This window comes from Lactobacillus sp. UMNPBX19 (assembly GCF_002553805.1).
Classification (GTDB): Bacteria; Bacillota; Bacilli; order Lactobacillales; family Lactobacillaceae; genus Lactobacillus.
In genome coordinates this window covers 25244-43495 of the sequence record NZ_PCYR01000010.1, presented here as the reverse complement: position 1 = coordinate 43495, position 18252 = coordinate 25244, and the positions used below count along the sequence as shown (strand labels likewise).

The window sequence follows — 18252 nt, the reverse complement described above, 5'->3', positions numbered from 1 at the left end:
TGGATTAGAGCTTTCACCCTAATAAAAAATCAAACTGTTATTTATTCTTTGGAGTTAACAGCCTATTTCCATTTTAGACTGTTTAAATCACCTCCTATAAAGAAGGCGCGATAATCATCTACCGTGTTTTCGCGTTTCAAAACTGACTTTGGACCTTTTTCTGCGTAATCGCAATTAGGAATGAAGATGTGAACTGCAATTTCTTCATCCGCATCTGAATCGATTACATATTGGCGATTGTCTTCTTCATTCTTTCTAACTGGAATAACTCGAAGTCTAGTACCAATCGGAATATTGTCATTAATATTTGCAAAAATAGCTTCTGCTTCATAGTAGAAACAAGTATCTCTATTATTCCAAATATTACTTTCGATTGACCCGAATATTCTTTAGAACTTTCGTTAGCACGTTTAAATTGAGGATAGGTCATTATATTATCGATATTTTGATCTGTTCCTAGATACTTTTCAATATTTTGAAGTACTCCACTAAATTTTCCTAGCAAATGACCTGCTTGAATATTCAAATCCGATTTAGTAATCTTTGTTTCCTTACCAATTAGTTCAGGCTCACCCACCATTACCTTATCAACGGATGTTCCCTTACCATTTTCTATCTTTTTCTTGATCCAAGATAGTTCATGATTTTCGGAATCTTCATCAGAAGCAGGCGCAACGTTCAAAAGTGCCCTCCAGCCCGTTATTATGATCTTAGCATAATCCCGATAGAATAAAATTGGCTGAATGAGTTGAGTAGAAGATAAATGACTAAGACTATTATTAACTACTAATTCATCTTTATCTGAAAGTCTAAATAAATCATTCTTCTCATCTTAATCAAGTGAATATTTATTTAATTGATCTAATTCACTCAATTCCTTATCATTCTCAAGGCCAAGCTTTTTTAAAAATTCTCTCTCTTCCATCGGCTTAGTTACGCTTTCTCTTCTTCTCGCCTACTAAAGAGCCTAGGCCTAGGGATGCTAAAGACAATCCTGCTAAAGCAGCAAATACGCTGAGCTTATCGTTAGCACCAGTTTGTGGTAATGAGTTCTTAGATGCATTAGCTTGGGCAACTAACTTCTTAGTTTGAGGACTTAAAACAGATGCAGTATTTGATCTTACTACTGCGTTAGTTAAGACTTTACTGCTTTGAGTAGTAGATACAGTACCTACTGAATCTACTGCCCGTGCTAAACCTACTGAGCTAGAAGTGCCAGCTTGAACACTAGTAGTTGTAGTAGCAGTATGCTTAGGAGCTGAAACATTATCTAGAGCCTTGTTGATTTGAGCATCAAGGGAAGCACGTTTTTGGTCTGCCTTTTGCTTGTTGATTGTAGTATTTAATTGCTTGATCTTAGATTCATAGTTAGTGATAGCTGTTGATAAGTCTTCAATATGATTGTTTAACTTAGTCAATTCATCTTGAGCAGCTTGGTATTCCTTATCAGTCTTAGCAGCGTCTTCTTTTGCTTCGTTATAAGCTTTAGTCTTATCTGCTAATTCAGAATTTGCCTTGTTCAAGTTATCAATTACATCTTTATGGGTGCTTACATATTCATCATATGCAGCTTTAGCCTTAGCTAAGTTAGCGTCAGCTTCTTCTTTAGTAGTTTTAGCAGTTGATAACTTAGCTTTCAATTCATCTAAACGAGAAGAAATAGCTGATAATTCACTTGTTGCCTTGTCTAAGTTAGCTTTGCTTTCTGCTACTGCACTTTCAGCCTTGCTCTTTGCACTGTTAAGATCATTTAACTTAGCTGTTAACTTATCTAAGTTAGATTTAGCAGCGTTAAATTGAGCAAGAAGATCTTTATTCTTAGCTTGGTAAGTAGCTAAATCAGCTTCTGCCTTAGATTGAGTCTTATCTAGGGATGCTTGTTTATCCCTCAATTCTTGAACGCGACCTGGTAGAACTGCAATCTTCTTGTCTGCATCTTCCTTAGTTGCTTTTGCGTCTGCAAGAGTCTTGTTAGTATCGCTAATTGATTTAGTCAAATCACTAATGCGAGTATTAAGTCCCTTAATATCGTTAGTTAAACCGTTAATTTGATTATCTAAGTTGGATTTCTTAGCACTCAAATCGTTTACTTGAGCTAAACTTTCAGAATATTGCTTAGATGCATCAGATTTATTTGAATCTAATGGAATATTTGCATTTACATTGAATACTTTTGGATCAAGAACCATGGATTCATGAACATTGATAAAGTGCAATTGCAAATCGTCATCGCCCCAATGGTTAGGAGTTGGTTTCGCACTGAAACTAATTGCGGCATAGTTTTTACCTTTTGCACTATAATCGAAAAAGTCTTGTGACAAAATACCATACGCATGAAGCCATTCATTATAGTTGAATGCAAATCGCTTAACTGCGTTATATACTTGATTCTTTAGGTGATCCATATCGTCTAATCGATTATTATAATCGTCTTGTGAGTGACTATACGTATTATCCATATTGTATGCTAATTCTTGGTCACTATAATGATATGGATTGCCAAATTTATCTGCATCGGCTTTTGCTTGTTCGAATGGGATTTCGGTCCATCCAAATAAATCAGTCATCATATTTTCATAATATTGGCCATCCTTACTATATGTACCATCCTTACGTGAAACCGCATAGTCTAAGCCATATTGATGGGCTAATTCATTAATAGCTGCACTATCATGGCCATTCTTATCTGAATCCCAGTCATCTTTTACATATCTATCGGCAATCGCATTTGCAAAGTCTAAAGCTGATTCGTTAAAGGTCCATGGATCTACGCCAATTTGGCTTCTTAATTGATTAATTAAATTAATACCAAACTTATTTAATTCAATTTGATCAGCTCTGGACATATGCTTTAAATCAACCATATGATTCTTTTCAGCTTCATTATGCTTGTATTCGTTTTGGGTCCAGCCAATCCAACTTGCGGCTTCCATTTCTTTGTAATAATCATCAGTAGGATCTCTAGTCAACCACTTCTTTACAGTATCCTTGTAAACTTGTGGCATAACCATAGTGTTGACTACTGTATCTTTATCTGCATTTGAGTCGGCTTTTGCAGCGTTCATCTTGTTTTGTGCCACTTGTAAATCTTTAGCTACTTGATCTCTTTGACTAGTTAAGTCGCTTGCTTGTTTTTGCTTTGCACTCAATTCACTCTTTGCACCGTTTAATGCGTTAGTATCATTAGTCAATTTTGTTTGCGCATTATTAATAGTTTCAGCAGACTTATTTGCAGTGTCTTGTGCCGTCTTTAACTCGTTTTGTGCTTGAGTTAATTCCTTAGCATTTGCTTCAGCAGCCTTTTGTGCATCACGCACTTCTTTAGCTTGCTTATCTAATTCGGCTTTAACGGGTTGATAATCCTTATTTACAGCATCATGAGTCTTTTGAACTTGGTCAACTTGACCTTGAGTCTTACTAATTTCTTCATTAGTTTTATTCAAAGTTTCAGTATTAGTCTTTAAGTCATCTTCTTGACCTTGACGATTATTTAAAGCTTCTGCTTGTTTAGTGTTTTGAACATTAATTTGTTCTTGAGTACTTTGAACATCAGCGTTAGCTTTATTTACATCGTTTTGTGCAGACTTAACATTATTTTCGTAAGAAGCATCATAATTTGCTTGAGCTTTAGCTTGTGCATCTTGCGCAGTCTTTAATTGATCTTGAGCGTCAGCTAAACCTGATTGAGCTGATTGATTATTTGAGTCAGCAGTTAAAACATTTGCTTGAGCATCTGAGGTCTTGCGAACAGCTTCATCATGCTCTGCTTGAGCCTTGTTTAATTGATCTTGAGTTTGAATTAAATCTTTTTGATTTTGATCAATTGTATTTTGTGCTGCATTCTTATCAGCTTGCTTTTGAACTTCAGCCGCATGAGCGTTTTGAGTGTTAACGCTAGCTACTGCACCAGCTGCAAGCACTGCAGCCGAAACATACATTAATTTACTATTTTTACTTTTCATTCTTACTCCTCCGAATATAATTAAATAACTGATTCTGATCTAAAAGGTAAACACAAGCCTAGTTTACCCCCCCATTTTTTATTTTGTCAAGGTGTTTTACGAACAAAGCAAAAAACCAAACGACATCAAAGAAAAAACGTTCTTCTTCAACATCATTTGGTTCTTTATAAAATAACTTATTCTGTTAACTATCTACAATTATGCTTTGTTTAGCTCTTACTTCAACATACTTTCAGCATAGGGCAACTCAAGTGATGGATCTGCATTTAAGTTCTCATCACTAAATTTACCTGCTTGATACAAGTTATAGGCAGCTGCACCAATCATAGCTGCATTATCTCCGCAAAGCTTCAAGTCTGGTAAGATCACCTTCGGCTTAATATCAGCAGGCAACTTCTCAATCTCTTCGGCTAATCTATCCCGTAAGCCGTGGTTTGCGGCGACACCGCCGCCTAGAATAAAGGTCTTTGGCTTATATTCCTTAATAGCTCTAATTGTCTTGTGACTTAACACATCAACAACTGAAGCTTGGAAGCTTGCAGCTAGGTCATACTTATCAAGTTCTTTGTGAATTTGGTCTGCATGGTGGCAAGTATTAATGAAGGCACTCTTAAGACCTGAGAAGGAGAAGTCATAATCATCATCTTCCATCATTGCTCTTGGGAAGTGGAAGGTATCTTTCCCCTTGTGTGCCCATTCATCGATGGTCTTACCTGCTGGGTAATTAACACCTAAAACGCGGCCGATCTTATCATAGGCTTCACCAGCTGCATCATCCCTCGTATCACCCACAATTTCAAAGTGGATCGGATCCTTCATCAAGACAATCTCAGTATGTCCACCAGACACCTGCAAAGCAAGGGCTGGATATTCAATTTCATCCTTTAATTGCGCTGCCATAATGTGGCCCATAATGTGGTCAACCCCAATTAACGGAATTCCAGTTGCCATTGAAGCTGCCTTTGCTGCACTAACACCAATTAAAAGTGCCCCAACTAGACCTGGTCCATAGGTGACCGCAATTGCATCAATATCATCCCAAGTCGCATTTGCTTCATCTAAAGCTTCCTTAGTAATCTGCGTAATTACTTCAATATGGTGACGACTTGCTACCTCTGGCACAACCCCACCAAAGCGTTGGTGACTTTTAATTTGAGTAGCTACAATTAAGCTTTCGATTTCACGACCATTTTTAATCACAGCAGTTGAAGTTTCATCACATGAGCTTTCAAATGCTAAAATTCGAACATCTTTTTTAGTCACTTTATCTCTTCCTATTCTTAATCTGTCAATTCTTTAATCATGCTAATCGCATCTGCTTGTTCAGTAGTATAGTAGTTCTTCCGGATAAAGTTATCTTTAAAGCCTAACTTACGATATAGACTCTGAGCATTATAGTTATCGCTGCGTACCTCTAAAGTCATCTGAACTGCACGATTTTTCTGAGCAATCCCAATCATGGTTCTGAGTAAGAACTCACCAATTCCTCTTCGTTGATAGGTAGGCTTTACCGCAATATTGGTAATATGTCCTTCTTGAGCCTGCATTCTCATCCCCACAAAGCCCACCAAAGTTGAGCCTTGATAAACTACCAAGTACAAGGAATTCGCATGCTTCTTTAATTCACTCTTAAAAGAGAATCGACTCCAAGGCGTCCGTCCAAAGTACACCTCTTGCTCTAGACCTAGCAAGTCCGCAATATTCTCATCGCTAGCCTTCATAATCTGATAAGTTTCATTATCTAACCTTAATGCAAAGGGCGTAAAGCTGAGGTCTATTTCTACCGGATGAAAAAATAAACTAAACTTCTTCAACATAGTCGCTATCGGGGCCAAATGCCTTTCCAGTCTTATTATGCCAGTCCATTTCAGCTTGCGTACGTCTCAAATATTTTGGCACCATCTTATCAGGATCTACTGCTTCTTTATCAAGAGCTAACTTTCCAATTTCACCAGCATGAATTTGGTTGTCGCCAGCATCTTGAGTGAAATTGTCTGAACCTAGTAAGTCCCTAATTTCATCTTGATATTTTTCAATTGGGCTACCAACAAAGATAACTTGTTCAGATAAGCCAAGGTCTTTCACCTTATTCATCAAGTCATCTAAATGGTAGTGACCGTCAGGAACTAGATTCTTTAACTTGCCGTCAGTTTTACGATAAACACCAGCAAAGAAGTTCTTGTTACGAGCATCTAATTCACTCACGATTAAGCCATCGCTTGCGCCGTTAGCTAATGCAGCTAAAGTTGATACCCCAACTAAGTCTTTATTTAAAATAGAAGCAAACATCTTCGCAGTAGTAATTCCAATTCTTAAACCAGTATAAGAACCAGGACCTTCTGCAACTGCAAAACGATCAATATCTTTTAAAGTAAGATCATTTTCCTTCAACAATTCATTAATTAAAGGATCTAAATGTTCACTATGATTTCGATGATCTTCTTCGTTCTTTTCCCAAATTTTATCTCCATCATTCAAAGCTACGCTCAAATGATTGGTTGCAGTAGTAATACTTAATATTTTCATTTAAATTCTATCCTTGATTATTATCGAAATTACCTTCTTATTTTAACACGTTGAAGAGCATTTAAAATCACGTAAAGAACGACAATTTGAATCCAAGGAGCGATCAACTCTTTTAGAATTCTTTGTAGAAATGCTGCTCTTAAATCTAAGCCACGTAATATATGAATCCAGTAAGTATTCATTAAGACATTAACCACTAAGGTAACTAATAAGGTTGAAGCAATAATACGCCACCACTTAATTGGTTTTTGATATAAGAAAAGAGCATAAATTACCACAGCAACAATTGCTGACAGCGTAAAGCCTGGGAAGAAGCCTCCCTCAACTCCAAAAATCGCTGACCGCAACAAGTCACTAACTAATGCCCCAATTCCGCCCCACAAGGGACCAAAATAATAAGCAAGCAATGCACTTCCAATAAATCCTAAACCTACCTTTAAGGTTAATGAACCAAAAGATATCTTCCCAAGCACAACATCCATTGCTACAAAGAGTGCTAGGGTAACTAACCCCTGCAAATCTAATTTCTTTATTCCTGTCTTCATTGACATACCTACCTTTCAAAAAAAAGCACGACTGTACTAACAACAAATCATGCCTTTAATTTTCTTTCCAATTAATTTCAGCCAAGGCAGACTCCTTACCCTGATTAGAAATCAAATGATACGAAGTCAATGTATCTTGGTCAAGCTCTACTTCTGCTAGTGCTTGGTTTCCATATTGAACTTCTTTTTTAAATGAAATATCAATACTTTTGACAGTATGAGAATTCAAGAATTCTCTTGGCAAGGTATCAATCATCCAATCGAAATAAATACTATTAGTTAAATGATGGTTTGTATCTAAATCATAATATCTAACAGTATATTTCTTACTTGAGCGATATTCTTTTAAGGGACGTAATCTCTTAAAGCGCGGCATATGTTTCAAGTATGGATTTCCAAATTTCTGCATCATTTGATCATCTGCTTCAGTAATTTTGCGATTTTTTAAATCTAAAATTACCCATTGGCTTTTGACATCCACTATCTTTTCGTTAGTAGAATCAATTATACCAAAATCTCTGTATTCAAAAAAGCGATTATATCCACTACCGTTGGTAGTAACAGTGATTTTTTCACCAGCTTCAGGCAAGCGGTCAATATCAAGATGATACTCAACTACAACCCAGCCTAGATTTTGCTTTAGTAAATCATGAATCCCAGCACCACCTGAAGTTAATTGATCATTTGAAACCTGCATAAAATGCTCAATTAAATGAGGAAGTTGAATTTTTCCTGTTTCATCACAATCACCATAGCTAACTTGGTGTTCTTCTTTAAAAATCTTTTCCATCTTAATCCTCGTGCTTAATTTTGATGGTATTTGTCATAAAGTTCATTCTTTGAAACCTTATTTGCCTTAGCAACTGACTTAATCGCATCTTTTTTACTTTCACCAGCTGCTACTTGGTCGGCTACTTGCTTGATTAACTCATCCCAAGAAAGTTGCCTTTCTTCCTCTTCATTAGGAGAAACTAAAACCACAAATTCACCTCGTGGATCGTTCTCAGTGAAGTATTCATTAATTTCACTGATTGATCCTCTGATATATTCTTCATGAATCTTGGTTAATTCACGAGCCAAGGCAATCTTTCGATCTGGCTTAATTACTTCAGCTAAAGTCTTCAAGGTCTTCTTCAAGCGATGCGGTGCTTCATAAAAGATTGAAGTAGCACGCGAAGTGTTCATCATTTCAAAGTACTTCTTCTGCTCACTGCTCTTACGCGGCAAAAAACCATAATAAGTAAAGGGTTGTGCATCAAACCCCGAAGCAATTAAGGCAGTGGCAAAAGCTGAAGGACCAGGAAGAGAGACAACTGGAATATCATTTTTGATACATTCTTGCACCAAGACATAACCAGGATCTGAGATTACTGGCATCCCAGCATCAGAAATCTCAGCAATTGTCTTTCCTTCCTTAAGCAGCTTAATCAATTCTGGAGCACGTTCTTTAGAATTATACTTATGAAAAGAAATCATCTTATTATGAACGCCAATCTTTTCAAGCAAGATCCCACTAGTTCTGGTATCTTCAGCTGCAATGTAATCAGCTTCAGTTAGAATTCTTTTAGCTCTTAAAGTAATATCTTCTAAATTTCCAATTGGAGTAGGGACAAGATACAGACGCCCCTTATCTTTTTCATTAAAACTACTCTGCACTTGCATCATTTTTATCCCCTACTCTTTTGTCCGTGATTTACAAAATTATCTAAAATATCTAAGCAAAACATGCAATCTTCACCTGATTCACGGTGAGAACCATAGTACATATTGCAGATATGGTAACCAGAATCGTAAATATTTCTCAGTGACTTCAAACCAGCTTGTGACTTATTTTCAGCTGGTTCTTTATTTGCATCTAGCTTACTAATCTTTTCTCTTAATAGTTGGTTTTCAACTTTTAATTCTGTATTTTCTTTCAATACTTCAAGCATGTCATTTTCCAGACCGGCAACAGTTTTTGTCATTGCCTGAAGATTGTGCTGTAATTGTGACAATTGTGAAAATGGATCCACTCAAAAACACCTACCGTTCAAAACTCAATACTAAATAATCTAATGTATTGTGGAAACTAACATTACTGGCTCGCATCTTATCGCAAGTCATTAATAACTCTAATAAAGATGCACTTTCCCTTAACTTTTGACCAGTTTCTAAGTTCTTCATAGCCAAAGTTTTAAGCTGATAAAAAACAAACTTTTGACTCGCTGGCTTAGTAGCAAGACTGCTAATCTGATTCACACGCACCAAAGCTAAATCATTACGTTCTAACAGCTCTTGAAACAAGTATTTACTCTCTTCTTCAAGCTTACTTGTATCGCCTAGATCATCAATTTCTTCATCTGTTAAGCCATATTCAAGTAATTGTGCTCTTTTACTATCAATCTTTTCATCAGAGAAATTAAGAATCTGGGTTCTAGATTTAACCGTTGGTAAAATTTGATTTTCATTATTTGTGATCAGAATGGTAACGACCGGCGCTACTGGTTCTTCTAATAAATTAAGCAAGGCGTTGCTTGCAGCTAAAGTTAATTTTTCCGCATTTTCAATTATAAAAAAGCGGCGATTTCCTTCAACAGGGCTCTTAGCAAGTTCTTCTTTTAAAGGACGAATCTGATCAATCGAGAGAGTCTGCTTACCTTCTAGTTTTACTAAGAAGACATCTGGATGATTTCCATCTAAGATTCTCTGGCAATTGTTACAAGTGCCATCCGGTTTGTCTTCTCCTACACAATTAAAGAGACAAGCTAGCCAGTAAGCTGTATTAATTCCCTTCTTTTGCATGGGATCAACAAACAAGTAACTATGGGCAACTTTTTTATTTAAATATGCATCCCTTAAAAGATCAGCCTGCTTTTGGCCGATATTTTTTAAATCAATCATTAAAAGTGTTTAAATTCCTCAACTGGTAATACAAAGACAGTCGCTCCGCCAACAGTAACTTGAACTGGTTTTCCAAGCATGGAAGTGCCTGCAGCATCCATGTTCATATTCGAGACATATTGTTCTCTAGTATGGGAGCTCTTTTTAATGATTTCTAATACTTCATTTACGCGGTCATCTTCAATACCCACGATAAAAGTTGTATTTCCTGCTCTCAAAAAGCTACCGCTGGTAGCTAATTTAGTTGCACGTACATCATTTTGAATAAATTCTTTTGCTAAGGTATCTGCATCTTTATCCTGTACAATTGCTAAAACAAGTTTCATTCTTACCAAATCCTTACATAAAAATATCAGGTAATTGTTTTCTTATTATTTTAACACTATTAGCTGCAACATCCTTGATCGGCAAATTAGCATCTACTTTTTTTATTCGATCAGGATAGCGTTCAAGTAATTCACGATAACCAGCATAGACCTTATTATGGAAGTCAATTTTTTCTTGTTCAAGTCGATCTTCTTGACCAGCGCGCTCTTTTTCAATTCTAGCTAAACCAACAGCTGGATCTAGGTCTAAGAAGATGGTTAAATCAGGCTCAAGTCCGCCAGTTCCGAAATCATTAATTTGCTTTACTTCTTCAATGCCTAAATTTCTACCTACACCTTGGTAAGCGAGTGAACTATCAATGAATCTATCTGATAAGACTACTTTACCCGCTGCTAAGGCTGGACGAATCACTTCACTTACGTGTTGACTTCTTTGGGCTGCATAAAGCAAAGCCTCAGTTCTATCGTCCATTTCTTTATTTTCTGGATCTAAAATAATTGTTCTAATATTTTCTGAAATTTTAGATCCACCTGGCTCACGCGTGACAAGAGTCCGTTCTTGTAAACTTTGCGGTAATTGCTTAATTATTTCGTTAATAACTGTAGTTTTTCCTGCCCCATCTGGGCCTTCAAATGTAATTAAATATCCTCTCATGTCTACCCCCACTTGGCATTGTACTGTAAAAGAAAAAAGAAAGACAGACTTGTTTTTTTAAGATTATTTATTTTTCCACAAAAAAAGTCCACCGCAGTGGACTACATTATCTAGTAATAACGCTTGATGAGCTACTAGATTTAGTGTTTCTTCTTCTAGCTTCTTCATACAAAAAAATAAATTTTGCATGGAGAATTTTATTTAAAACTCGATTATCAAATGAATAATCAATTGTCGTTTGATCGAAAACTTTTTGTTCAGCAAGTTGTCTTTGCAGTTGAGCAACAATTCTTAGTAATCGTTCGTCGCCTGCTTTTTTAACTTTGTTCCTTTTTCCAATCATAGATCTGTTCTCCCTTGAACAGCGCGCTTCAAAGTAATTGAGTTAGCGTATTCAATATCGCTACCTACGGCTAAACCAGCAGCAAGACGCGTTACCTTTAAGCCAGCTGGCTTAATCAGCTTAGCTAGATACATAGCAGTTGCTTCACCTTCTGGGCTGGAGTTTAGAGCAAGAATGACTTCTTTAACTTCATCTTGTTTCTGAAGTCTGGTAATTAAACTTTTAATGTTAATTTCTTCTGGTCCTACTCCATCCATTGGGGACAAGACACCATGTAAGACATGGTACAAACCATTATATTCGCCCATTTCTTCAAAAGCCATGACATCTTTTGGTTGCTCAACCACCATTATCGTTGAACGGTCACGGTTTTGATCGCGGCAAATTTCACATGGATCACTTTCAGTAATATTTCCACAAATAGAACAAGAATGAAGATTTTCTTTTACCTGCATTAATGACTTAGAAAAGTCTTCCACATCCTGTTCTGGCATGTCCATTGTGTAAAAGGCTAAACGTGTTGCTGTTTTTTCACCAATACCAGGCAGCTTCATATAATTATCAATTAAACGGGCAATTGGTAATGGATATTGCATCTTACATCAAACCTTTAGTGTATTTTCCCATTGATGCTTGAGTAGCATCATCTACTGCCTTGATTCCCTTGTTTACGGCATCGATAACAAGATCTTGAAGCATATCTGGATCATCTGGATCGATTGCTTCTTTATTAATCTTCAAGTCTTTTAGCTTGCGGTCGCCGCTAAAAGTAGCAACTACCATGTCATCAGCAGACTTACCAACAAATTCTTGAGTAGCTAAGTTTGCTTGTTCAGCTTCCATTTGTTGTTGCATCTTCTTAGCTTGCTTAATTAAACCTTGCATGTTACCCATGCCCATACCACCAAAATTAGGTCTCTTACCCATAGTTTTCTCTCCTTAATCTTTAACTTGTGCTAGATCTCCAAACAATTCTTTAGCCTTATCAATGACTTCTTTTTTTGCTTGAGGATCTATCTGATTACCATTTGCTTCTTGTTCAGATTTTTCTAGTCTTTGAAATTTTTTAGCAAGTAACTCTTCTTTATGACTTGCCACAAAATCATGCCGTACTTTCAACCATGAAGAATCTGCAACTAAAACAATACTATAATTATGCTTTGTTAGCTTCGCAATTTCAGCTTCAAGTTGAGAAATTAGATCTCCGTCTTGATTTGCTCGCTCAAACCATAATTCATACTTACATTTTAAAACAATTTGCTCGTGACTTGCAGCCACAGGATCTAAAACTTCCATTACAGCTCTTTGAGATACCTTTAGCGTAGACAGTAAGTCTGGCCAAATATCTTTTACTGTATTTAAGTCTTCCTTAGTGGCATTTTCAAGCACATGATATACCTGCCGGCGGTTATTTTCTTGAGCCGCTTGGTTATTAGAACTAGCCTTTCTTCTTTTCGGCTTTTGTTCTGGCTTATTTTCTTTATCGGCAACACGTCTAATTTGTGACTTAGTTTCAGTTTTAATTGTGCCTGAAAAGTCTGAAGTAGTACTTCTAGCAGGTGCTGGTCTGTTTTTCAATTCCGCAATTTGCTTACTTAAAGTGTCAATTTGATTTTTTAGAGTTTGAACAACATCTGACGAAATTGCTTCAGCTTGTTGAGGTGCATTATCAGCTTTTACTGGAGATTGAGTCACTTGAACTACAAATACATCAAGCGGAATTTGTTGCTGGTTAGTGTAGCGCAAGTCATTTAAGGCGTTATTAGCTGCTTGCACAAGAGAGTAGAATTTTTCTTCTGGAATTTTAGTTAATTCAGAAACATAATCCTCAGTTAAAAAAGTTTCTTTCTTATTACTCTTAATGGCCAGCATCCCTTTAACAGTTAAACTAATCAACTCATCTAAAATATTCTTAGTTGATGCTCCATCCTGCAAAAGTGCATGAACTATTTCAAGAGCTGCTGAAGTTTCGCCATTAAGTAAATTTAATAATACTTGTTCAATTTTTTCTTGAGCCGCATAACCAGTTATTCTTAAAGCATCTTCATATTTAACCTTATCTTGATCATAAGATAAAATCTGATCCAAGATACTTAAACTGTCACGCATTCCACCATCAGCTACTTGAGCAATTACTTCAAGGGCCTTTTCTTCAAAGTCAATTTTTTCTTGGCCAAGAATATAGGTCATGCGAGCGATTAAATCATGTTGATCAATCCGCTTGAAATTGTAGCGCTGGGTTCTAGAAATAATAGTTGCTGGAACCTTTTGAAGCTCTGTTGTAGCTAAGATAAAGACCACATGCTCCGGCGGCTCTTCCAGTGTCTTAAGTAAGGCATTGAAGGCCCCCATCGAAAGCATATGAACCTCATCGATGATGTAGACTTTATATTTACCCTGTGTTGGGGCGTATTTTACTTTATCTCTGATATCTCGAATTTCATCGACACCATTGTTAGATGCAGCATCGATTTCGATGATATCGTTCATTGTTCCTTGATCTGCTGCAAGACAGTTTTCGCATTCATTACATGGTTCTCCGTCTTGTAGATTAGTACAATTTAAGGCCTTGGCAAAAATTTTAGCACATGATGTTTTACCAGTACCACGTGGTCCTGCGAATAGAAAAGCATGTGATATCTTGCCACGCTTGATTGCATTTTTTAATGTATCAGTAATCGCTGTTTGTCCTACGACTCCATCAAAAGTTTGCGGACGCCATTTACGATATAGCGCTTGATAAGCCATTTTGCACTTCCTTTATCAAAAAAACTCCTAGCTCAAACGAGCTAAGAGCTGTTTAAATTCTCAAAAAAAGGCACATGCCCAAGCAACCTTAGTGCTGCTACCTTCCGGTCCTGACACAATTTGGAGGTCGAACATTGCCCACAAACTATAATACAGTATTTTGATTTATTTTTCCACTATTTATCTTGCTTTTGTTTACGTCTAATTTCACGGAAAAAATCCTTTAGCATTTGGGCTGCTTGATCCCTAAATAAACCGCCATAAATTTTAGGATGATGATTAAATTTTTCTACCTTAAATAAGTCAATGACACTGCCTGCTGCTCCAGCTTTTGGATCAAAAGCACCATAATAAACTTCAGCTAATCTTGAATTAATGATAGCACCGCTGCACATGGGACAGGGTTCAAGTGTAATAAACAAACTACAGTCGACTAGGCGCCAGGAATTTAACTTTTTACAAGCTTGTCTAATCGCAATCATTTCGGCATGTTGCGTCGCATCTTCATCAAGCTCGCGTCTATTATATCCTTCACCAATCACATTGCCATCTTTATCTACAACAACTGCACCAATTGGTACTTCACCTTGTTCTTCAGCCTTTTTTGCCTGTTCAAAGGCTAGGTGCATATATTTTTCTTTTTGCTCTTTAGTTAACATATATCTTCCTCTTTAATTTCTGCTTATATTCTAACAAAAAGAAAAAAGCTAGCGACCTGCTAGCTAAAAATTTTTATTGTTGGTTATAAAACTGATTTTTTTAATGTATGAAATTGATTTTACATATTGGCCCTTATGATGGATCTTAATATATTTCTGATTTGGATCATAGCCACCCACTTGTTTTATTTTATAAGCCCTAGTTTTACCATCCTTTGGGTTAATGATCGTTACTTGTTTATAATTCTGAGTGTTTTTTGGAACCTTAGCATAACTAACTGTTTCACTAACCAATGGATTTAACCGATCGGTAGCAGATGTATGAACAGTCAAAACGCCAATAATTGCTATTACCAGTACAGTCAGAAGTGAAATAGCTCCTATTTTAAATTTCTTCATATTTACCTTCATTACACTAAACTTATCGATTAATTATTTTAGATTGATTATATGTTACTAAGAAAGTATCGTCATCAGCAATTAAATTTCGATATTTCGAATTATTTTTATATCAGCTTTCATTCTGTAATCGATTTGCAAGTTTCGTTAGACCTGCATGTCTCAACACATCTTTTAATTGCTGCATAGATTTTTTATCTCCATTTCTCATATCTTCAAAATATTGAGTAATGAGAATCTTTAATCCAAACCTATCATCAAAAGACAATGTACGAATAAGAGCCATTGTTTCTGACACATATTTATCAATTTTTCTAATACAAAGCGCCGTGTATAAATAATTAACACAAACTGCGGATACTCTCCGCTGAAAAGTAGCTGGACAATTTTCTAAATTTTTATAGTAGCGTAAGACCTTTCCCATTCTAGCAATCAAAATATCTGGATCAGAAATAGGCATAGATTTACCAAAAATTGTCAATGCCTCGTTATCTGTAACCCAATTATCTTTTTGATAAATATATTGATTAATTTTTGTTCGAGTTGCTTTATCCATTGAAGTCATTTCATCCTTTAAATAAGCCCTGATTAATACAGCCCGATAATATGTAATTTTTGGAACAGCAGGCATATTTTCCAATTCATGAGTAATTTTTTCAATTTTTTCTAAATCATTATTATTAAAAGCAACCGATAATTAATTAGAAATATTCTCTATCATCCTTGCACGTTCATCAATTTTGTATGAGCCATTGACTGACTCAAAAAATTTTATTATATCTAGCTTCTTTTCCATTTTTAGCGTAACCTGTTTCTATTTCTGAATAGTGAGAAACAGACATAGGTATATTTTTAACCAAGCGGCTTGTGTTTTATGCTGAGCCAATCTTTCTTTTCGAAAAGCTTCTCTTATTTTCATATCATCATCTATTCCTATGTTTGAGCTTATAAGTACTGGTATTTGTAATATAATAACCTTTATAACTAAAAAAAGCTGGCTAAATTAACCAGCTCAATTAAATAAATTCATCATAAAACGTATTCATGTATAGAATAATAAGTAAAAATAAAAAAGATCCTCTGACCCTTTCTATTTAAATACGACCACGTTTTTTAATCGTATAACAGTTAACAAAATAGCCGATTGATCCAATGAAATAAAGCATTGCTAACCCAGCTGCACCTAAGAAACGATTACCATTAACTGATAAATAAATCATTCCACCAAGACCAGCTAAAACAATCAAGACTAAAATAATGTTAATAAACAGTTTCATAATGAATTCACTTCTTTCAAAGTATTTTTCTCCGCTTTGTATCCGCTTTCATTATAAACCTTTATTGTTATTTTTTTAATTATTTGTACTCATTAAAATGTAGTAGCCCTTGTCACGAGCTAGAATCTCACAATTTCCGTATATCTTTGTCATTAATTTCTTGGCACTAGGTGCACCTTGTTTCTTCTGAATTACTACCAATAAGACGCCGTTTTCTACTAGATGATCTTTTGCATCAGCTAAAATTTGGTCAACTACCTTTTTACCAGCACGAATCGGTGGATTAGTAATAATTAGCCCATATTTTTTATTCACTTGTTCATAAATATCTGACTGATAAATATTTACATTATCAATTCGATTGAACTGTGCATTTCTTTTAGCTAAGTCTAAGGCACGCTCGTTTACATCTACCATATCAACTTCTTGATCAGGCCAAAACTTGGCCGCAAACAATCCCATTGGACCGTAACCAGTCCCAACATCTAAGATGCCATCTTTAGGAAAATCAACGTTTTTCATTGCCTTTATTAAAACGCCAGAACCATAATCAACTCTTAATTTTGAAAAAACGCCCGCATCAGTTGTAAATTTTAAATCAATATCATCAATATGATAGTCAACTAAGTGTTCATCATGCTTGGCATCAGGATTAGCCGCAAAATACATTTGATTCTTTTTTGTCATAATTATTCTCGCTTCTTTAATTTCTATTTATAGTTTATCAATTCTGCTTTGTTTTTTTCCATAAAGCCTTATACTTAGAATGTTACAGAAAGGAAGAGATAGAATGATGATTTCTATTCCTATATTTATTTTAGCAATTATTATTGGAATTATCTTTTTATGGGTAGGATTTAGAATAAAAGGCAATCAAGCAGTTTTTGGTCGTGTTCTTTCAACAAATAGACAAACCTGGGCAAGATTTTGGTTAACAGCTGGTTGGGTTATCATTATTATCGCCGGATGTTATCTTCTATTCATGATTATTCTACATTTTTATTTGAAGATGTAAAAAAGCGTAAATTCATTTTTGAATTTACGCTTTAATTTTTATCTTTTTTCTTTTCAATCCATTCTTTAAATTTATCCCACTCTCGAGGAGGGCGACTTTCTTTTAATTCTTGGATTTGTTTTTGCAAGTTTTGATTTTGCTCAGCCAACATTTTATTTTGATCTTCTAGCCGGTCTAATTTATCTAAAATTAAGGTCAAATCTGCATCTTTATCTTTAATACTGATTTTACCTTCATTTCTTCTCATCAAGTAGGCAGTAAGCGAACTAGTAACGATTCCCATTACCCCTACTCCAATCAGAATCATCGCTAAAATCACTAATTTTCCCAGTAAAGATTGTGGTGAAATTGTGTGTTTAGAAATATCTCCATATCCTACCGTGCTTGCTGTAGTAATTGCCCACCAGAATGCTTGATCAAGTGAAACATGCTCAGTAATCGAAATTGCAACTGATCCTAACATCAAAAAGGCAATACTAAAGTATATTACATATAAAATACCATGAGTATGTAAGATATCTTTTAGCATCCCCACTAGACCAGCCAACCGGATTAAACGTAATAGCCTAAAATATAAACCAATATCTCCCAACTGAGCCAGTTTCATCCAACTAAAGGCAAGACCAACGGGAATAATTGCTAGCAGCTCAAAAATATTATTTCTAAAAAATACTTTCTTATTTTTTGCAAGATAGAGCCGAGAAAAGTAATCTATTGCCAAAATAATTAAAATAAGATTATTTAGCCAAAACCACTTACTATTCCTACTATTAATATCAATTATTGCCGCAAAATCTAACACAAGCAGAATAATTGGAATAATAGCTAAAGCAGCTTTAAACCATTTATAAAAATTTTTCCTAAACATAATTTTATTGTAAACAAAAATGAGGACTCCGTAAAATAGAGTCCTCATT

At 35.5% G+C, this 18252-nt stretch carries 23 protein-coding genes and 1 other RNA gene; 1 reads left to right on the top strand and 23 read right to left on the bottom strand.

Annotation, left to right across the window (positions count from 1 at the left end):
* Positions 1-223 precede the first annotated feature (223 nt).
* From CP370_RS09975 to CP370_RS04375, 22 genes are all read right to left on the bottom strand, one after another.
* Complete coding sequence (locus CP370_RS09975; RefSeq protein WP_232457403.1) at positions 224-682, bottom strand: hypothetical protein; 459 nt, start codon at positions 680-682, stop codon at positions 224-226.
* A 247-nt stretch (positions 683-929) separates the two neighbouring features.
* Positions 930-3962, bottom strand: coding sequence for an SEC10/PgrA surface exclusion domain-containing protein (locus CP370_RS04475; RefSeq protein WP_087713250.1), 3033 nt, complete (start codon positions 3960-3962; stop codon positions 930-932).
* 216 nt (positions 3963-4178) lie between these two features.
* A complete protein-coding gene (gene tsaD / locus CP370_RS04470) occupies positions 4179-5225 on the bottom strand; it encodes a tRNA (adenosine(37)-N6)-threonylcarbamoyltransferase complex transferase subunit TsaD (RefSeq protein WP_087713251.1) in 1047 nt (348 codons plus the stop codon).
* Between the two features lie 17 nt (positions 5226-5242).
* Positions 5243-5779: a ribosomal protein S18-alanine N-acetyltransferase gene (gene rimI / locus CP370_RS04465; RefSeq protein ID WP_004895726.1), complete on the bottom strand. Its 537-nt coding sequence runs from the start codon at positions 5777-5779 to the stop codon at positions 5243-5245.
* Positions 5763-6488 carry a tRNA (adenosine(37)-N6)-threonylcarbamoyltransferase complex dimerization subunit type 1 TsaB gene (gene tsaB, locus CP370_RS04460; protein ID WP_087285087.1) on the bottom strand — a complete coding sequence of 242 codons (726 nt, stop codon included), beginning with the start codon at positions 6486-6488 and terminating at the stop codon, positions 5763-5765. The genes rimI and tsaB overlap by 17 nt, the downstream gene beginning before the upstream one ends.
* A gap of 29 nt (positions 6489-6517) precedes the next feature.
* Positions 6518-7033, bottom strand: a complete 516-nt coding sequence (locus CP370_RS04455) for a folate family ECF transporter S component (protein WP_098043374.1) — start codon at positions 7031-7033, stop codon at positions 6518-6520.
* A 55-nt stretch (positions 7034-7088) separates the two neighbouring features.
* Complete coding sequence (locus tag CP370_RS04450; protein ID WP_087713253.1) at positions 7089-7823, bottom strand: acyl-[acyl-carrier-protein] thioesterase; 735 nt, start codon at positions 7821-7823, stop codon at positions 7089-7091.
* Between the two features lie 14 nt (positions 7824-7837).
* Complete coding sequence (rsmI, locus tag CP370_RS04445) at positions 7838-8695, bottom strand: 16S rRNA (cytidine(1402)-2'-O)-methyltransferase (protein WP_041822397.1); 858 nt, start codon at positions 8693-8695, stop codon at positions 7838-7840.
* Positions 8696-8700: 5 nt separating this feature from the next.
* Positions 8701-9045, bottom strand: coding sequence for a DNA replication initiation control protein YabA (yabA, locus tag CP370_RS04440; protein ID WP_004895731.1), 345 nt, complete (start codon positions 9043-9045; stop codon positions 8701-8703).
* 10 nt (positions 9046-9055) lie between these two features.
* Positions 9056-9913, bottom strand: a complete 858-nt coding sequence (locus tag CP370_RS04435; RefSeq protein ID WP_012845698.1) for a DNA polymerase III subunit — start codon at positions 9911-9913, stop codon at positions 9056-9058.
* Entirely contained in the window at positions 9913-10239 is a 327-nt protein-coding gene (locus CP370_RS04430; RefSeq protein ID WP_012845697.1) for a cyclic-di-AMP receptor, read from the bottom strand. Before CP370_RS04430 ends, CP370_RS04435 begins: the two co-directional genes overlap by 1 nt.
* Positions 10240-10252: 13 nt before the next feature.
* Positions 10253-10894 carry a dTMP kinase gene (gene tmk, locus CP370_RS04425; protein WP_004896743.1) on the bottom strand — a complete coding sequence of 214 codons (642 nt, stop codon included), beginning with the start codon at positions 10892-10894 and terminating at the stop codon, positions 10253-10255.
* A 106-nt stretch (positions 10895-11000) separates the two neighbouring features.
* Positions 11001-11237, bottom strand: coding sequence for a YaaL family protein (locus CP370_RS04420; protein ID WP_004896742.1), 237 nt, complete (start codon positions 11235-11237; stop codon positions 11001-11003).
* Positions 11234-11833, bottom strand: a complete 600-nt coding sequence (gene recR, locus CP370_RS04415; protein ID WP_012845696.1) for a recombination mediator RecR — start codon at positions 11831-11833, stop codon at positions 11234-11236. The genes CP370_RS04420 and recR overlap by 4 nt, the downstream gene beginning before the upstream one ends.
* Position 11834: 1 nt before the next feature.
* On the bottom strand, positions 11835-12164 hold the full coding sequence (locus CP370_RS04410; protein WP_061400186.1) for a YbaB/EbfC family nucleoid-associated protein: 330 nt from the start codon (positions 12162-12164) through the stop codon (positions 11835-11837).
* Positions 12165-12176: 12 nt separating this feature from the next.
* Entirely contained in the window at positions 12177-13985 is a 1809-nt protein-coding gene (gene dnaX, locus CP370_RS04405; protein ID WP_087713254.1) for a DNA polymerase III subunit gamma/tau, read from the bottom strand.
* Positions 13986-14047: 62 nt separating this feature from the next.
* An RNA gene (ffs, locus tag CP370_RS04400) (signal recognition particle sRNA small type) lies at positions 14048-14128 on the bottom strand.
* Positions 14129-14161: 33 nt separating this feature from the next.
* Positions 14162-14644, bottom strand: a complete 483-nt coding sequence (gene tadA, locus CP370_RS04395; RefSeq protein WP_004896738.1) for a tRNA adenosine(34) deaminase TadA — start codon at positions 14642-14644, stop codon at positions 14162-14164.
* A 63-nt stretch (positions 14645-14707) separates the two neighbouring features.
* Positions 14708-15043, bottom strand: coding sequence for a YxeA family protein (locus CP370_RS04390; protein WP_012845692.1), 336 nt, complete (start codon positions 15041-15043; stop codon positions 14708-14710).
* 112 nt (positions 15044-15155) lie between these two features.
* Positions 15156-15683: a transcriptional regulator gene (locus tag CP370_RS04385; protein WP_232457404.1), complete on the bottom strand. Its 528-nt coding sequence runs from the start codon at positions 15681-15683 to the stop codon at positions 15156-15158.
* A 454-nt stretch (positions 15684-16137) separates the two neighbouring features.
* Positions 16138-16320, bottom strand: a complete 183-nt coding sequence (locus CP370_RS04380) for a hypothetical protein (protein WP_004895743.1) — start codon at positions 16318-16320, stop codon at positions 16138-16140.
* Positions 16321-16395: 75 nt separating this feature from the next.
* Positions 16396-17007: a class I SAM-dependent methyltransferase gene (locus CP370_RS04375; protein ID WP_012845690.1), complete on the bottom strand. Its 612-nt coding sequence runs from the start codon at positions 17005-17007 to the stop codon at positions 16396-16398.
* A gap of 103 nt (positions 17008-17110) precedes the next feature.
* Between CP370_RS04375 and CP370_RS04370 the strand changes: the two genes are divergently transcribed.
* Complete coding sequence (locus tag CP370_RS04370; protein ID WP_087285082.1) at positions 17111-17335, top strand: hypothetical protein; 225 nt, start codon at positions 17111-17113, stop codon at positions 17333-17335.
* 31 nt (positions 17336-17366) lie between these two features.
* Here CP370_RS04370 and CP370_RS04365 read toward each other — a convergent pair whose 3' ends face one another.
* Positions 17367-18203 (bottom strand): ion channel, encoded by an 837-nt coding sequence (locus CP370_RS04365; RefSeq protein WP_232457405.1) that lies wholly within the window; start codon positions 18201-18203, stop codon positions 17367-17369.
* Positions 18204-18252 lie beyond the last annotated feature (49 nt).

Coding starts and splice junctions, on each gene's coding strand:
- CP370_RS04475 (WP_087713250.1), bottom strand. CDS start 3,962: ATGAAAAGTAAAAATAGTAAATTAATGTATGTTTCGGCTGCAGTGCTT.
- rimI (WP_004895726.1), bottom strand. CDS start 5,779: ATGTTGAAGAAGTTTAGTTTATTTTTTCATCCGGTAGAAATAGACCTC.
- tsaB (WP_087285087.1), bottom strand. CDS start 6,488: ATGAAAATATTAAGTATTACTACTGCAACCAATCATTTGAGCGTAGCT.
- CP370_RS04455 (WP_098043374.1), bottom strand. CDS start 7,033: ATGAAGACAGGAATAAAGAAATTAGATTTGCAGGGGTTAGTTACCCTA.
- CP370_RS04450 (WP_087713253.1), bottom strand. CDS start 7,823: ATGGAAAAGATTTTTAAAGAAGAACACCAAGTTAGCTATGGTGATTGT.
- rsmI (WP_041822397.1), bottom strand. CDS start 8,695: ATGCAAGTGCAGAGTAGTTTTAATGAAAAAGATAAGGGGCGTCTGTAT.
- CP370_RS04435 (WP_012845698.1), bottom strand. CDS start 9,913: ATGATTGATTTAAAAAATATCGGCCAAAAGCAGGCTGATCTTTTAAGG.
- CP370_RS04430 (WP_012845697.1), bottom strand. CDS start 10,239: ATGAAACTTGTTTTAGCAATTGTACAGGATAAAGATGCAGATACCTTA.
- tmk (WP_004896743.1), bottom strand. CDS start 10,894: ATGAGAGGATATTTAATTACATTTGAAGGCCCAGATGGGGCAGGAAAA.
- CP370_RS04420 (WP_004896742.1), bottom strand. CDS start 11,237: ATGATTGGAAAAAGGAACAAAGTTAAAAAAGCAGGCGACGAACGATTA.
- recR (WP_012845696.1), bottom strand. CDS start 11,833: ATGCAATATCCATTACCAATTGCCCGTTTAATTGATAATTATATGAAG.
- CP370_RS04410 (WP_061400186.1), bottom strand. CDS start 12,164: ATGGGTAAGAGACCTAATTTTGGTGGTATGGGCATGGGTAACATGCAA.
- dnaX (WP_087713254.1), bottom strand. CDS start 13,985: ATGGCTTATCAAGCGCTATATCGTAAATGGCGTCCGCAAACTTTTGAT.
- tadA (WP_004896738.1), bottom strand. CDS start 14,644: ATGTTAACTAAAGAGCAAAAAGAAAAATATATGCACCTAGCCTTTGAA.
- CP370_RS04390 (WP_012845692.1), bottom strand. CDS start 15,043: ATGAAGAAATTTAAAATAGGAGCTATTTCACTTCTGACTGTACTGGTA.
- CP370_RS04380 (WP_004895743.1), bottom strand. CDS start 16,320: ATGAAACTGTTTATTAACATTATTTTAGTCTTGATTGTTTTAGCTGGT.
- CP370_RS04375 (WP_012845690.1), bottom strand. CDS start 17,007: ATGACAAAAAAGAATCAAATGTATTTTGCGGCTAATCCTGATGCCAAG.
- CP370_RS04370 (WP_087285082.1), top strand. CDS start 17,111: ATGATGATTTCTATTCCTATATTTATTTTAGCAATTATTATTGGAATT.
- CP370_RS04365 (WP_232457405.1), bottom strand. CDS start 18,203: ATGTTTAGGAAAAATTTTTATAAATGGTTTAAAGCTGCTTTAGCTATT.